This is a genomic window from Lentzea sp. NPDC092896 (genome assembly GCF_044754905.1).
GTDB lineage: Bacteria > Actinomycetota > Actinomycetes > Mycobacteriales > Pseudonocardiaceae > Lentzea.
This window is the reverse complement of sequence record NZ_JBIVPX010000001.1, coordinates 663,681-676,738: the sequence shown is the minus strand read 5'-3', so window position 1 is coordinate 676,738 and position 13,058 is coordinate 663,681. Positions and strand designations below refer to the sequence as shown.

Annotated in this window: 16 protein-coding genes; 8 read left to right on the top strand and 8 right to left on the bottom strand. The window is 69.3% G+C overall.

Annotated features, from left to right (window positions below):
* Positions 1-978, bottom strand: a complete 978-nt coding sequence (locus ACIQF0_RS03335; protein WP_090068720.1) for an ABC transporter permease — start codon at positions 976-978, stop codon at positions 1-3.
* Between the two features lie 401 nt (positions 979-1,379).
* A complete protein-coding gene (locus ACIQF0_RS03330) occupies positions 1,380-2,498 on the bottom strand; it encodes a cytochrome P450 (RefSeq protein ID WP_401023922.1) in 1,119 nt (372 codons plus the stop codon).
* Positions 2,499-2,567: 69 nt separating this feature from the next.
* On the opposite strand from ACIQF0_RS03330, the gene ACIQF0_RS03325 reads away from it, so the two are divergent.
* Positions 2,568-3,011, top strand: coding sequence for a MarR family winged helix-turn-helix transcriptional regulator (locus ACIQF0_RS03325; RefSeq protein ID WP_401023919.1), 444 nt, complete (start codon positions 2,568-2,570; stop codon positions 3,009-3,011).
* On the opposite strand, the gene ACIQF0_RS03320 is transcribed toward ACIQF0_RS03325, so the two are convergent.
* On the bottom strand, positions 3,004-4,026 hold the full coding sequence (locus ACIQF0_RS03320; RefSeq protein WP_401023916.1) for a hypothetical protein: 1,023 nt from the start codon (positions 4,024-4,026) through the stop codon (positions 3,004-3,006). The genes ACIQF0_RS03325 and ACIQF0_RS03320 overlap by 8 nt on opposite strands.
* Positions 4,027-4,045: 19 nt before the next feature.
* Between ACIQF0_RS03320 and ACIQF0_RS03315 the strand changes: the two genes are divergently transcribed.
* From ACIQF0_RS03315 to ACIQF0_RS03305, 3 genes are read left to right on the top strand one after another with little or no spacing between them, the layout of a single operon-like run.
* On the top strand, positions 4,046-4,549 hold the full coding sequence (locus tag ACIQF0_RS03315; RefSeq protein ID WP_401023913.1) for a DUF6886 family protein: 504 nt from the start codon (positions 4,046-4,048) through the stop codon (positions 4,547-4,549).
* Positions 4,550-4,558: 9 nt separating this feature from the next.
* On the top strand, positions 4,559-5,209 hold the full coding sequence (locus ACIQF0_RS03310; RefSeq protein ID WP_401023911.1) for a response regulator transcription factor: 651 nt from the start codon (positions 4,559-4,561) through the stop codon (positions 5,207-5,209).
* Positions 5,206-6,474: an ATP-binding protein gene (locus ACIQF0_RS03305; protein ID WP_401023908.1), complete on the top strand. Its 1,269-nt coding sequence runs from the start codon at positions 5,206-5,208 to the stop codon at positions 6,472-6,474. The genes ACIQF0_RS03310 and ACIQF0_RS03305 overlap by 4 nt, the downstream gene beginning before the upstream one ends.
* On the opposite strand, the gene ACIQF0_RS03300 is transcribed toward ACIQF0_RS03305, so the two are convergent.
* Positions 6,431-6,919 carry an SgcJ/EcaC family oxidoreductase gene (locus ACIQF0_RS03300; RefSeq protein WP_401023906.1) on the bottom strand — a complete coding sequence of 163 codons (489 nt, stop codon included), beginning with the start codon at positions 6,917-6,919 and terminating at the stop codon, positions 6,431-6,433. The genes ACIQF0_RS03305 and ACIQF0_RS03300 overlap by 44 nt on opposite strands.
* A gap of 122 nt (positions 6,920-7,041) precedes the next feature.
* Here ACIQF0_RS03300 and ACIQF0_RS03295 point away from each other — a divergent pair, with 122 nt between their 5' ends.
* Positions 7,042-7,419, top strand: coding sequence for a PH domain-containing protein (locus ACIQF0_RS03295; protein ID WP_360030716.1), 378 nt, complete (start codon positions 7,042-7,044; stop codon positions 7,417-7,419).
* 3 nt (positions 7,420-7,422) lie between these two features.
* Here ACIQF0_RS03295 and ACIQF0_RS03290 read toward each other — a convergent pair whose 3' ends face one another.
* Both ACIQF0_RS03290 and ACIQF0_RS03285 read right to left on the bottom strand, forming a co-directional pair.
* Positions 7,423-7,860, bottom strand: a complete 438-nt coding sequence (locus ACIQF0_RS03290; RefSeq protein WP_360030718.1) for a DoxX family membrane protein — start codon at positions 7,858-7,860, stop codon at positions 7,423-7,425.
* 108 nt (positions 7,861-7,968) lie between these two features.
* Positions 7,969-8,634 carry a winged helix-turn-helix transcriptional regulator gene (locus ACIQF0_RS03285; RefSeq protein WP_401023904.1) on the bottom strand — a complete coding sequence of 222 codons (666 nt, stop codon included), beginning with the start codon at positions 8,632-8,634 and terminating at the stop codon, positions 7,969-7,971.
* A 94-nt stretch (positions 8,635-8,728) separates the two neighbouring features.
* On the opposite strand from ACIQF0_RS03285, the gene ACIQF0_RS03280 reads away from it, so the two are divergent.
* The 3 genes from ACIQF0_RS03280 to ACIQF0_RS03270 all read left to right on the top strand — a co-directional run bounded on the left by ACIQF0_RS03280 (position 8,729) and on the right by ACIQF0_RS03270 (position 10,808).
* On the top strand, positions 8,729-9,874 hold the full coding sequence (locus tag ACIQF0_RS03280) for an acyl-CoA dehydrogenase family protein (RefSeq protein WP_401023902.1): 1,146 nt from the start codon (positions 8,729-8,731) through the stop codon (positions 9,872-9,874).
* A gap of 68 nt (positions 9,875-9,942) precedes the next feature.
* Positions 9,943-10,350 carry a VOC family protein gene (locus tag ACIQF0_RS03275; RefSeq protein WP_360030724.1) on the top strand — a complete coding sequence of 136 codons (408 nt, stop codon included), beginning with the start codon at positions 9,943-9,945 and terminating at the stop codon, positions 10,348-10,350.
* Between the two features lie 77 nt (positions 10,351-10,427).
* On the top strand, positions 10,428-10,808 hold the full coding sequence (locus ACIQF0_RS03270; RefSeq protein ID WP_401023899.1) for a class I SAM-dependent methyltransferase: 381 nt from the start codon (positions 10,428-10,430) through the stop codon (positions 10,806-10,808).
* Here the strand turns inward: ACIQF0_RS03270 and ACIQF0_RS03265 are convergent.
* Entirely contained in the window at positions 10,805-11,287 is a 483-nt protein-coding gene (locus ACIQF0_RS03265; RefSeq protein WP_401023897.1) for a hypothetical protein, read from the bottom strand. The genes ACIQF0_RS03270 and ACIQF0_RS03265 overlap by 4 nt on opposite strands.
* A gap of 58 nt (positions 11,288-11,345) precedes the next feature.
* Positions 11,346-13,058 carry a DUF2264 domain-containing protein gene (locus ACIQF0_RS03260; protein WP_401023895.1) on the bottom strand — a complete coding sequence of 571 codons (1,713 nt, stop codon included), beginning with the start codon at positions 13,056-13,058 and terminating at the stop codon, positions 11,346-11,348.

The following is a 13,058-nucleotide window of genomic DNA, read 5'->3' as shown; positions in this document are numbered from 1 at the left end:
CTAGTTCACGCGGATTCGGGGGTCGAGCGCGGCGTACAGCACGTCGGCGAGCCAGCCGGAGAACAGCACGCACACCGCGACGAAGAGCGTCACCGTGGCGGTGATGTTCGTGTCCTGCGCCGAGATGCCGGTGACGAGCCAGTCACCCATGCCGAACCAGCCGAAGATCCGCTCGGTGAACGTGCCACCGACGACGAGCAGGCCGAAACCGAACGCGAACAGGGTCGCCATCGGGATCAGCGCGGTGCGCAGGCCGTGCTTGAACAGCGCCTTGCGGCGGGTCAGCCCCTTGGCCTGGGCGGTGCGCAGGAAGTCGCTGCCGAGCACGTCGAGCATCGACGAACGCTGGTAGCGGCTGTAGTAGGCGATCTGGCCGAGCGCGATCGCGAGCGTCGGCACGATCAGGTGCTGCAGCCGGTCGCCGAGGTGCTCGAACCAGTTGCCCTGGAATCCGGGTGTCGTCTCACCGACGAAGATCAGCACGTTCGTGCCGATGGAGTCGTTGATCCCCTGAGCGCCCATCTTGAGCAGCGTGCCCAGCACGAACACCGGCGTGGACAGCAGTATGAAGCTGAACAGGGTCGCGAAGTAGTCGCTGAACTTGTACTGCCGGATCGCGCTCACCACACCGAGCAGCACGCCGAACAGGATGCCGATGGTGATGCCCAGCAGGAACAACCTCAAGCTCACGCCGATGCGCCTGCCGAGCTCGTCGGTGATCGGGCGATCGGTGATCGTGCGGCCGAAGTCGCCCTGCACCACCCCGCCCATCCACGTGACGAACCGCTGCGGGATCGGCTGGTCGAGGTGCAGGTCTCGTTTCTTCGCCTCGATCGACGCCGCCGGTGGCGGTGGGTTGCGTTGTTGCAGCACCCCGATCGGGTCAAAGGTGGCGGAGGCCAACGTGAACGCGAGGAACGTCGCCACAAGGGCTAGCACCACGTAGTTGACCAACCGCCGCAACAGAAATCCGGCCACCCGTGTTCAGTCCTCTCCCCGGTGGTTGCGACATCGGCACACTGGATTGCAGTGGACGAGTTGCAAGAGATTAACCGCCGATCTGGCGGACCGCTGCCCACCCCCACCATTACGCGGGGGCCCACTGACCGGGCCATAGTCACCCATGCGTGGAGGAAAGGTCGGCCGAACTGCCACATCAACAGTTGACTCTCGCCAATTGTGTGCCGAAGCGTGACCATTGTGCGGCCGGATCGCCGTATTCACCGTGAAGTTCTGTCTCACCACGGATGGATGTGACGCATCTGGGTGAATGCATTGACCAGAAGACGTGGGACAAGCAGCGCAATGTGATCAGAAACCGGGCATCACGCTGTGGAGCCCCTTGTGACTGCAGGGTTACTGCATCGATCAGGAGCAGATCAGGCCTCCGTCCAGCGGACCGGGAGCTGGACCACCCCGCCCACCAGCTGTTCCGTCCTCCTGCTCAGTGCGGCGAGGTCTCCGGCTAGGCCGAACGTCGTGAAGCGCGTCACAAGGGCTTCGAGGGTCTCGGTCAGTTCGACCCTGGCGAGCGGCGCGCCGACGCAGAACCGGAAGCCGTGCCCGAACGACAGGTGCGGGTTGGGGACGCGCGGGAGGAAGGCGGCGGGGTCGGGGAAGCGGCGCTCGTCCCGGTTGGCCTGGTCGATGCCGAGCAGCACCAGATCGCCGGCCGGGATGGTCGTTCCCTCGACCTCGATGTCGGCCATCGCGTACCGGGGCATGCCGGAGTCGTCGGAGCGCCTCTCCAGCGGAGCGCGGTGGCGCAGGACCTCCTCGACGACGGGAGGGATCGCGTCCGGGTTCCGCAGCGTCCGCCACTGGCCGGGGTGAAGGCTGAGCAGCATCACCGCGCGGTCGATGGCGGCGACGGTGGTCTCGTGCCCCGCGAACAGCAGACCGGCGCTGAGCTGCGCGACCTCCTCCTCACGGGCGTCCGGGTGCTGCCCGATCAGCCGGCTGATGACGTCGTCGGCCGGTTCCTCCTTCTTCCGCGCGACCAGTTCGCCCATGTACCCCCACAGTTTCGCGAAACCCTCCATGGACTTCTGCTCGTCGTTGAGCGTGCTCATGGCCTCTGACCAGCCCCGAAACTCCTCTCGGTCCGCCGCCGGGACACCGAGGAGTTCACAGATCACCAACACGGGCAACGGAAATGACACCGCTTCGTGAAAGTCGGCCGGCTGGTCTTGTTCGACCAGGTCGTCCAGCAGGTTGTTCAGCAGCTGACGCACGCGTGGACGCATCGCTTCCATGTTCTTCGCGGAGAACTCCGGGGCGAGCATCCTGCGCATCAAGGCGTGCTTCTCGTTTTCCTCCTCCGCGGTGGCCTTGTGCGGTTTGCCGAGAACGACCGAGTTGGTGAACCTCGGCGCGTTGTCCGGGTCCGGGTGGCCGCGGCCGAGCCTGCGGTCGGCCAGCAGGGCCTTGACCTGGTCGTAGCCGGTGACCAGCCAGGCCTCGTCCCCTGCCATCGTCGGTACGCGCTTGATCGCCATCGGTCCCCCAATAATCCGTCGTATACGACGCGTCGTATGCAACGTACCTCGCGCCCTAGACTTCGCGCCATGGTCGAGGCCTTCCAGGACGCGGAGTTCGTGATGGCGCACTTGCGCGCGTTGCGGCAGGACCTGCTGACGACGTCGATCGAGCCGCTCGGCGACGAACGGCGCAGCGGACTGACCGGGCCGCAGGTCAGCCTGATCCGGTCGCTGGTCGTCGAGGGGGCCGCGACCGTCACGGAACTGGCGCGGCGGCTGAGCCTGTCGCACTCCACGACGTCCGGGATCGTGGATCGGCTGCAGGCACGGGGGCTGGTCAAGCGGGAGACCGATCCGAAGGACCGCCGGTACACGCGGATCGAGGTGACCGCGCCGGTGCAGGGATACACGCGGGAGATCTCGGAAGGCCCTTACGGACGGCTCACGCGGGTGCTGGCGGAGGCCTCACCGGAAGAGCGCAAGGCTGTGCTGGACGGGCTGGAGACGTTGCGGGCCCTGCTTTCTAGGTGAGGCGCCACAGCCGGCCGCCGGCGATCACGAACACCTGGTCGCCGACCTTCTCCGCCGCCACGACCTCGCCGGACGGGCCCTTCGCCGGGCGTTCGTCCTTTTCGGACACCAGCTTCACGCCGCCGCGATCCACGAGCAGCGTCGGCGTGCCGTTGACGTCGACCGGGGCCGCCAGGGTGTCGTCGTCGCCGACCGGGACGTCCGGCGTGGCCAGCTTCTTCCAGTCCGGGCCCGACCACCAGGCGAGCTTGCCCTTGCTCCGGCCCACGACGTGACAGGTGCCGTCCCAGCAGCGGGCGGCCAGCGCGGCGTCGCCGTCCGGGAGGGTCGCGGTGGTCCAGGTGGTGCCGTCGAACCGCCAGACCGCGGCGCTCACCACGCCCTTCGCGATCTGCCAGCCGACGACCAGGGCGCCGTCGCCGTCCGGGGTGACGGCCAGCGGGAACCGGAGGAGTTCCTGCGAGCTCTCCAGCACGGTGCCGGCGGACGGCTGACGGGTCCAGGTGTCGTCGGCGAAGGTCCAGGCCGCGAGGTCGAGGCCGGCCTTGTCGCTCTGCCAGGTGCCGATGATCAACGGACCTCTGGCGGTGCGCACCGGGCCGATCAGCTCGCCCGCGCCGTAGCCGCCGAACGTGCTGAAGGCCTGCGGTTTCTCGTTGATGGCACGGGTGTCGCCGGTCCAGGCGCTCCAGCGGACGTTGCCGTGCGCGCCGCCGCGTTCGCCCCCGACGCCGGTGATCGTGGTGCCGTCGGAGGTGATGCCGTACCAGTGCGCTTCCTTGCCGTACGGGGTCGCAGGGGTCAGCCTGGAGTTGCTCAGCGCGCCGTCTTTGGTCCGCGTGACGAGTTCCGGGTGGTCGGACGGGCGGGTGCCGATGACCAGCATGTCGCCGTGCGTCGCCAACGCTTCGGGCGTGGCCGTGAGCTCGACCGCCGTGAAGCCGACCGTGTTGTCCGCACCGCCTGACGAGCAGCCGGCGAGGAGCAGCAAAACCGCGAGCGTCAACCTCCGCATGCGGGTCAGTATCGACCACATGCGCCCCGAACCAGGTCAGGTCCTGCACTTCTCCGAAGATCCGTCGATCACCCGGTTCGTCCCGCACCTGGCGGCGACCGCGCGGCAGCCCGGTGAGTACGTGTGGGCCGTGGACGCGCGGCGCTCCCCCGGCTACTGGTTTCCCCGGCGGTGCCCGCGGGTGATGACGTGGACCGCCACGACCAGGGTGCACGCGATCGAGTACGGGTGGCTGGAACGGATGCGGACCGTCGAGCTGTACGCGTACCGGTTCGACGCGCGCGCGTTCACGCCGTTCGGCGAGGACGGCCCCGGCGGCGGGCACGCCCACGTCGCGACCGAACCGGTGGTGCCGCTGGGTCCGGCCGAACGCGTCGGCGACCTGTTCGCGCTGCACGAGGAGGCGGGGATCGAACTGCGCCTGCTGGCGAACCTCTGGCCGTTCTGCGACGAGGTCACCGGCAGCGGGCAGGAGTTCAGCGGAATCCGGCTGCGCAACGCCCTGCCTCGTTCAATGGAATGATCAGCGCCCATGCGGGTGCTGCTGGTGGAGGACGACGAGCCGATCGCGGAATCGCTCACGCGAGGGCTGTCCCGCTACGGGTTCGAGGTCCGGTGGGTGCGCACGGGTGCGGAAGCGCTGACGGCCGGAGACTTCGCCCTGGTGCTCGTGGATCTGGGGCTGCCCGACATGGACGGCCTCGACGTCTGCCGTGAGCTGCGGGCCCGCGGGGACGTGCCGATCATCGTGATCAGCGCACGGTCCGACGAGGTCGACCGGGTGGTCGGGCTGGAGATCGGCGCCGACGACTACGTCACCAAACCGTTCGGGGTGCGCGAGGTCGTCGCACGGATGCGTGCGGTTCTCCGGCGCGTGCAGCCTGCTCAGCGCGAACCGGAGGTGCACGGACGGGTGCTCATCGACCGGCGCGGACGGCGGGTGCACCTCGACGGCGGCGAGGTCGAGCTGACGCCGAAGGAGTTCGACCTGCTGGCGTTCCTGGCCGAGGAACCGGGCGCGGTGTTCACCCGCGAGCAGATCATGGAGGCGGTGTGGGACGAGAACTGGTTCGGCCCCACCAAGACGCTCGACGTGCACGTCGGCGTGCTGCGCCGCAAGCTCGGTGACGCGGCCTCGCTGGAAACCGTGCGGGGCGTGGGATTCCGGCTGGTGCTCTCGTGATCCGCCAGCTCGCCTGGAGCTACGTGCTGCTGGTGGCGGTGGCGATCGCCGCGTTCACGGTGCCGGTGGCGTTCACGTTGAACAGCCAGATCTACGGCGACGCCGTGAACACCGCACGCCGCGAGGCCGACACCGCCGCGTTGCTGCTCGCCTCGGGCGACACCAGGTCGTTGAACGCCCTGGTGGACGCCTACGAACGCCAGACGCCCGGCCAGATCGACGTGCTGGAACCCCAGGCGGAGTCGACGGTCTGGGACGACGAGGGACTGAAGCTCACGGTTCCGGCGAAGACAGCCGACGGCACGGTCGTCGGCGCGATCCGGCTGTCCTATCCGGACGGTCCGATCACGCAACGGCTGTGGCAGATCTGGGGTTTCCGGGCCGCACTCGCCGTGGGCGTGCTGATCCTGGCGGCGTTCCTGGGACTGTGGCTGGCGCGCAGGGTCACCCGGCCGTTGCGCGAGCTGAACGCGATGGCGGGCCGGCTGCGCGACGGCGACCTGTCCGCGCGGGCCGAGGAGACCGGACCGCCGGAGACCCGCACCCTGGCCAGGACGCTGAACACCGCCACCGAGACGATCGGCACGCTGGTCGGCTCGCAACGGGCGTTCATCGGCGACGCCTCCCACCAGCTCCGCACCCCGCTGACCGCGCTGCGGCTCTCGCTCGACAACGTGGCCGACGGCGTCGACGACCCGGTGGTCCGCGAGGACGTCGAGATGGCGACGGCCGAGGTCGTGCGGATGTCCCGGCTGGTCAACGGGTTGCTGGCGCTGGCACGGGCAGAGGCGGACGTCCCCCACCCCGAACCGGTGCAGGTGCTCGACGTCGTCGCGGAACGGTTCACCGCGTGGCGCGCCGCCGCCGACGAACGCTCGATCTCCCTGGTCAGCGAGGGTTTCGACATCCGCGTCCTCGCGACCCCCGGCCACCTCGAGCAGGTGCTGGACAACGTGCTGTCCAACGCACTCGAGGTGTCCCCGGACAACGCCGCGATCGTCGTCCGCACCACCCGGCCTGGCCTGGTGGAGATCCTCGACGCCGGCCCCGGCCTGCCAGAGGCCGACCGGGCGCGGGCGTTCGACCGGTTCTGGCGCGGCCAGGGCCTCACCGGCAAGGGCGGATCCGGGCTCGGCCTCGCAATCGTCAAGCAGCTCGTCACCGACGACGGCGGCGCGGTGTCGCTGGAGGCCTCGTCCAGCGGCGGGTTGTGCGTGCGGATCAGACTTGCTCCGGCATCGCCGACGAGTGGTGGTTCACGATGAGCCACTTCCCGCCGATCTTCTCGTAGACGAACGTGTAGCGGGCGTCCACGGTCGACGCCTTGCCGTCCTTGGAGAGCGCGAACCGGTAGGTGCCCGCGTCGATCGCGTCGTCGGCGTCCAGGACGGCGACGTGCGAGTCGAGGATCTCCCCGCTCGGCTTGTTCAGCAGGAAGTGCTCGAAGTAGTCGACGATCTCGGCCCGCGTGGACCGCACCTGGTTCGACACCGTGGGCAGCAGGACCGCGTTCGGAGCGTAGCGATCGGCCACCTTCTGGGCGTCCCCCGTGGCGAGGGCGTTGTTCCAGTCGGCGAACAACGCCTTGACCTGCTCGGGCGTCGGCGCCACGTCCGTTCCGGTGGCGGTTTGTGCTGGGGCGCTGGAACATCCGACGAGCAGGGCGGTGACCCCGGTCAGTCCGGCGGCGCCGATGAGGTGCTTGCGCATCGTGTCGTTCTCCCCGATCGAGTGGCTGTTGAGATCCACTTTCGAGGTAGGACGGGAAGCGCTCGGACAGCAGAGGCCCAGCACCGGGACAAGGTTTCGGAAAGCCTGGTAAACGTGGACGTATGGGACTTCTCAGCGGAATGATGGGGAACGCGTCGAAGCTCGACCCGCGGGACGCCGCGAAGGAGTTCGGGCGGCTGCTGGCGCAGGGGGAGCAGATCCACGCGGCGTACCAGCTGGTGCGGGACTCGTTCCTGTTCACCGACCGGAGGCTGATCCTGGTCGACAAGCAGGGCATGACGGGCAAGAAGGTCGAGTACCACTCCGTGCCGTACAAGGCGATCACGCAGTTCTCGGTCGAGACCGCCGGCCACTTCGACATGGACGCGGAGCTGAAGATCTGGATCTCCAGCGCCGACGCCCCGATCTCCAAGCAGTTCGGCAAGGGCGTCGACGTCTACGAGGTGCAGGCGCTGCTGGCCACGTTCACGGCCCGGTAGCCGTCAGCGGGCCTGCAGCATCGGGCGGAACTTGTCGCGGTAGGCCCACGCCAGGCCGATCTCGGCGGCGACCACGAACAGGGCCATGCCGATGCCCGACGGCTCCAGGAAGACGTGGAACAGGAAGATGTTCACGACCATCGGAGCCAGCAACGCGAGCGCCAGCGGGACGAACCGGCCGGCGACCAGCAGGACACCGGCGACGACCTGGACGCCGGACGCCAGCTGCAGCATGTAGCCGGTCGCGTAGAGCGCCGCGCTGAACGCCACCCCGGCGGGTGCCATCGTGCTCGGATCCGGTGCGGGCATGAAGTTCAGGAACCCGTTCAGGCCGGTGACGGTGAACAGGAGACCGGTCAGCACGCGGGTCACGAGCGTCGCGTGCCGGGCGGCGGCGGACCTGCGGACAACAACGGCGGGGGTGGTGATCGTGGCGGTCATGTCGAGTTCCTCCTGGGGTGTCGTGTCCTTCCACTGATGCGTCGAACGGGCACCAGTCCGGATCGACACGACAACCCAGAAATTCTTCGAGAATCTTGTCCGCGCTGGTCAGGCCTCTGCCTTGGCGGCGCGCACGTGCTCGGCGACCGGGCTGAGCTTGAGCCAGTCCGGCAGGCCGCGCACCACCCAGCGCGTCCCGGTCAGCTCGATCGTGCCCGCGCGCACCGCGTCGAGCAGGCCGACCTCGCCCTCCCACATCCGGTAGAGCGTCGCGATGTCGGACGCCAGCACGGCGTCGACCTCCAGGCCGGGGTCGGTGTAGCAGATCGAGGCGTCGCCGGGTTCGACGACGAGCCAGAACGTGCGGCGCCGGTCGTTGACGCGGACCTCGATGTTCGCGCGTTTGGTCAGCGTGCCGGTGTCGACGCGGCCGTGCATCCACCACATCAGCACCTCGGGGTCGAGCTCGTCGGCTCGCGGATCGCCGAACGCGTACCGGGCGCCCCAGTCGGCGAGACCGAACACCAAGGGGCGCAACGCCAATCCCGGTGGCGTCAGCGTGTAGCCGTCACCGTTGCGTTGCACCAGACCGGCGTTCGCGAGCTGCCGCAGCCGCCGGGACAGCAGGGCCCGCGAGAGCCCCGGCAGGCCGCGGGACAGCTCGTTGAAGCGCGAGGCACCGATGAGCATGTCCCGCACGATCAGCAACGTCCACCGGTCGCCCAGCACCTCGACGGCGCGGACGATCGGGCAGTACTGCGCATACGTCCTCACAGGGAAAGTCTCCGTCGCCGGCGGCGATTCGTTACCGCCGTCCGGTTCACTTTCAGAACTACCTGCGGGGCTTGCGCGTTCTTACGTTTGTCGCATGACAACACTTGAGACACCGCGGGTGACCAGCACGTTCCCCACCGTGACCAGAGACGACGACGCGAAGTTCACGGACATGGCCGCGCGCATCGGCGCGATCGCGGCGGCCCACGCGTCCGACCACGACCGCGACGCCACGTTCGTGAGCGAGGCGTACGAGGCCATGCGCGAGGAGGGCTACCTGGCGTTGGCCGTACCCGAGGAACTGGGCGGGCTCGGCGCCACGATGCGCCAGGTCTGCTACGCGCAGGCCGAACTGGCCCGGCACGACGGCGCCACCGCGCTGGCCGTCACCATGCACCTGTATCTGACGCTGATGCAGGGATATCGCCGGCGCAAGGGCGCTCCGGACGCGGAAGGCGTGCTGCGGCGCGTGGCCGCGGAAGGCCTGGTCATCGCGACCAGCGGCGGCTCGGACTGGCTGTGGCCCACGACGACGGCGACGCCGGTGGACGGCGGTTTCCTGGTGAACGGCCGCAAGGCGTTCTGCAGCCAGTCACCGCGCGCGAACGTCGTGGCCACGTCCGCCGTTCTCGGTGACGAGGTGCTGCACTTCAGCGCGCCGCTGAACGCCGACGGCGTGCGCGTCGAGGAAACGTGGGACACGCTCGGCATGCGCGGCACGGCCAGCCACGACGTGGTGCTGGAGGACGTGTTCGTCCCGGCCGAGAAGATCGCCGCCCGCCGGCCGTACGGCGAGTTCGGCGCGCCCCTGTTCGCCGCGGTCGTCCACTTCGCACCGGTGTGCGGGGCGACGTACTTCGGCATCGCGTCGGGTGCGCGGGACGTGGCCGTGCGGACGACGTCCAAGAACGCCACCCGGCAGATCGGGTTGATGGACTACAAGCTGCGCACCGCGTGGTGGTCGCTGATGGGCTCGATCGAGGAGCTCGGCGACGACTACACGGCCAACGCGGAGTCGACCATCACCGTGATGCTGGCCAAGCGGCAGGCCGTCGTGGAGGCGATCGAGGTCGTCGACCTCGCGATGGAGGTCCTGGGTGGACGGTCGTTCTTCAAGCGGTCGCCGCTGGAACGGGCCTACCGCGACGTGCGCGCCGGAACGTTCCACCCGCTCACGCCCGAGGCCACACTCATGTACGCGGGCAAGGTCGCACAGGGTGACTCCGGTGTTACTGAATAACTTCAAGTTGTAGGTGTACCAAGGGTTTGCGAGGATGCGGGTCCGTCTCATCTGAAGGAGCGATTCCGGTGGCCACTCGCCTCAACCCGTACATCAGCTTCGACGGTCAAGCCCGCCAGGCGATGGAGTTCTACCACTCGGTCTTCGGCGGCGAACTGAAGATCAACACCTTCGGCGAGTTCGGCATGCAGGACACGCCGCAGGCCGACCAGATCATGCATGCGCAGCTGGAGACCGACCTCGGCTACACGATCATGGCCGCCGACACGCCTCCCGGCATGGAGTACAGGTCCGGCTCCAGCATCACGGTGTCGCTGTCGGGCGACGAAGAGGTGCTGCGGGACTACTTCAACGCCCTCGCCGAGGGCGGCAAGGTCGGGACGCCGCTGGAGAAGCAGATGTGGGGCGACGAGTACGGCGACCTCGTCGACAAGTTCGGCGTCAGCTGGATGGTCAACCTGGGCGGCCTGGGCTGACCACCGCGGCACGCGATCACTTCGGGCCGGGGCTGCGGAAGTAGCCCCGCCCGCCGTGCTGACGCATCATGTGGACCATGAGCGAGCGTCTGCGGGGTGTGGTCGGCCAACTCGCGATCCGGCCGGGTGACCGGGTGCTGGAGATCGGCTGCGGTCAGGGCGTGGCCGCCACCCTGGTGTGCGAACTGCTGTCCACCGGCACGCTCACCGCGATCGACCGCTCCACCAAGATGATCGAGGCCGCGACCCGCCGCAACGCCCCGTACGTGGCGTCGGGCAAGGCCGAGTTCCTCATCGCGTCGCTGGAGGACATGAACCTCGGCGACCGGCGGTTCGACCTGGTGTTCGCGGTGCGGGTCGGGCTGTTCCACCGCGATCCCGGCCGCGCGCACGCGCTGCTGGAACCGTGGCTGGCGCCCGGTGCGCGGGTGCTCTCGTTCTTCGACGTTCCCGTCTAGATCCGGCCGAACAGGTCGGTGATCAGCTTCTTCGACGGCTCGACGCCCGCCGGGGACATCACTTCGATCTGGGTCTTGCCCTTGCGCGCGGCGACCGTGTGCTGCGCGGTCTCGGCACCGCCGGCCGTGGCCTCGTAGGCCTCGTCGAACAGGCCCTCGAGCGCCTTGGCCTTCTCCGGCTTGCCCTTGGCGAACGTCGTGGCGGTCGCGTTGGCCGTGAACCGCACCTCGACCGGCATGCCCGCGCCCACGTAACGGCAGGTCGTGACCGCCTTGTCGACGGTCTCCTGCTGGCCCTGCAACCGCAGCCCGAGCGCCTTGCCCACGACGGAGGAGTTGGCGTTCGCGCAGTTCGGGCCGTTGCCGGCGGGCTGCTCGACGGTCGTCGGGGCCTGCGGCACCTGCGACGGCGCGGCCTCCGGGGTGGAGGTGCAGGCGGCGAGCAGGAACGCGGCGGCGGCGAGAAGGGTGATGCGCACATCCCTTCATCGGGCCTGCCGCCGCCGCGTTACCCCGTTCAGGCGCGGCCGGCGAGCCTCACCCCGCCGTCGTACCCCGGTCAGGGGCGTCCAGGGTCTGCCGGAGGATCTCGTCGACACGGGCGTTCCAGTCGACTTCCGCGACAACGCCGTCGAGGACCGCCACTGCCGCGAGCGTCACCGTTCCCTCGACGTCGGCGGTCAGCACCGGGACCTGCGCCGTGGTGGTGAACGCCGTGCCCTGCGGCGCGGTCCGCGACTCCTCGCCGGTCCAGCCCCGCACGCCGACCAGCGGTGACGGCAGGTCCGTGGCCCAGCCGGTGAGTTCGGCCCTCGTGCCGGGCGGTGCGCCGATCACGCGGTGGACGCGCAGTTCCTGGTCGTCCCAGACGGCCGTGACGCTCTCGATCCGCAGGCCCGGCACCATGGGCTGGTTCGCGTCGAACACCGGGCGGTGCCAGGACGCGGCCCAGTTGTCCGCCGCACCCAGCGGGTGGATCCGCCTGCGCACGCTGCGGTCGCCCCGGACGACCAGACTGAGGTGGTTGTCGGCGAGGTTGTGCTTCGCGGTCGGGCCGCTGGCCGTCGAGTAGGCGAAGCGGCTGTAGAGCGGGTCGTCCTCGGTCGCGTGCTCGCCCTCGAACGGCCGGACGTGGTCGCTGCCGTGGTTGTGCAGCCGCGTCACGCCGTTGTGCCGTTGGATCAGGAAACCCGGTCCGGGCAACGCAAGCGTTTGGTCCTCGTCCGGACTCTCCTGCGGTGCCGTCCACAGTGGATGATCGGGACCGGCCAGCAGGCAGACGAACGCCTTCGACGCCCAGTACGGCGAGGCCGGTCCGGAGTAGGGCTGGAGACTCGCCTCGTGCGGGCCGTGCCAGCCGAGGCTGAGCAGGCCGTCGGACAGCGAGCCCCGGTCGAGGAAGTACTGAAGAGTTCGGCCGATGAGGTGGCGGGAGTGGCCGGGGCTCAGCGGTGTCTCGCCGGTGACCGCGCCCAGCGCCACGGCCGACGCGGCGGCGAAGCGGTAGGTGAGCGACCGTCCGAAGTAGAGCGGGGCGCCGTCCGCGCCGAACAGCAGGGGGAAGCTCTTCAGGTGCTCGCGCAGGTGGGTGGTGATCGGCCGGCCGTTCAGGTGCGCGTCCAGTGCCGGGTAGAGGTGCAGCGCCCAGCCGTTGTAGTGGTCGAACGCGCGGCCGTCGCCGTCGGAGTACCAGCCGTCGCCGACGTACCAGCCTTCCAGCAGCTCCATCGCACGGTCCTGAGCCTGGCGGGTCTCGTCGTCACCGCGGCCGGCCGACTCCAGGAACGACGCCACGGTGTACGGGAAGAAGTACCAGTTGTTGGCGGCGGGAACGTGCCGCAACGCCTCCCGCAGCCAGGCCTCCACCCGGTCCTGCACCGCCTCGGGCAGCTTGTCCCACAGCCACGGTTTGGTGAGGCGCAGGCCCAGCGCGACCGAGGCCGACTCGACCATGGGCTGGCCGACGTCGACGATCGCGGGCCACTCCCCCGCCGTACCCGCGGTCAGGCCCGCGGCGTAGCGCTCCAGCAGGTTGTGCGGGTCGTCGCCGTGCGCGGTGCGGAAGGCGGCGGCGAGGAACGTGCGCGCGTAGCCCTCCAGGCCGTCCGACCGGACACCGCTGCGGGAGGGGCGGCCCGGGAGGTCGAGGAAGGCCTGGTCGGGGGACGCGTACCGCCAGGCAGCGGCGAGCAGGTCGTCGGCGGCCGCCACCCAGTGGTCGCGGGTGAGGTCGGGGGTGTGGAGTTTCAC

Excerpts from the sequence above, each read along its gene's own strand:
- ACIQF0_RS03330 (WP_401023922.1), bottom strand. The coding sequence starts at position 2,498 with ATGGCGATCAAGCGCGTACCGACGATGGCAGGGGACGAGGCCTGGCTG.
- ACIQF0_RS03325 (WP_401023919.1), top strand. The coding sequence starts at position 2,568 with ATGGTCGAGGCCTTCCAGGACGCGGAGTTCGTGATGGCGCACTTGCGC.
- ACIQF0_RS03320 (WP_401023916.1), bottom strand. The coding sequence starts at position 4,026 with ATGCGGAGGTTGACGCTCGCGGTTTTGCTGCTCCTCGCCGGCTGCTCG.
- ACIQF0_RS03315 (WP_401023913.1), top strand. The coding sequence starts at position 4,046 with ATGCGCCCCGAACCAGGTCAGGTCCTGCACTTCTCCGAAGATCCGTCG.
- ACIQF0_RS03310 (WP_401023911.1), top strand. The coding sequence starts at position 4,559 with ATGCGGGTGCTGCTGGTGGAGGACGACGAGCCGATCGCGGAATCGCTC.
- ACIQF0_RS03300 (WP_401023906.1), bottom strand. The coding sequence starts at position 6,919 with ATGCGCAAGCACCTCATCGGCGCCGCCGGACTGACCGGGGTCACCGCC.
- ACIQF0_RS03295 (WP_360030716.1), top strand. The coding sequence starts at position 7,042 with ATGGGACTTCTCAGCGGAATGATGGGGAACGCGTCGAAGCTCGACCCG.
- ACIQF0_RS03290 (WP_360030718.1), bottom strand. The coding sequence starts at position 7,860 with ATGACCGCCACGATCACCACCCCCGCCGTTGTTGTCCGCAGGTCCGCC.
- ACIQF0_RS03280 (WP_401023902.1), top strand. The coding sequence starts at position 8,729 with ATGACAACACTTGAGACACCGCGGGTGACCAGCACGTTCCCCACCGTG.
- ACIQF0_RS03270 (WP_401023899.1), top strand. The coding sequence starts at position 10,428 with ATGAGCGAGCGTCTGCGGGGTGTGGTCGGCCAACTCGCGATCCGGCCG.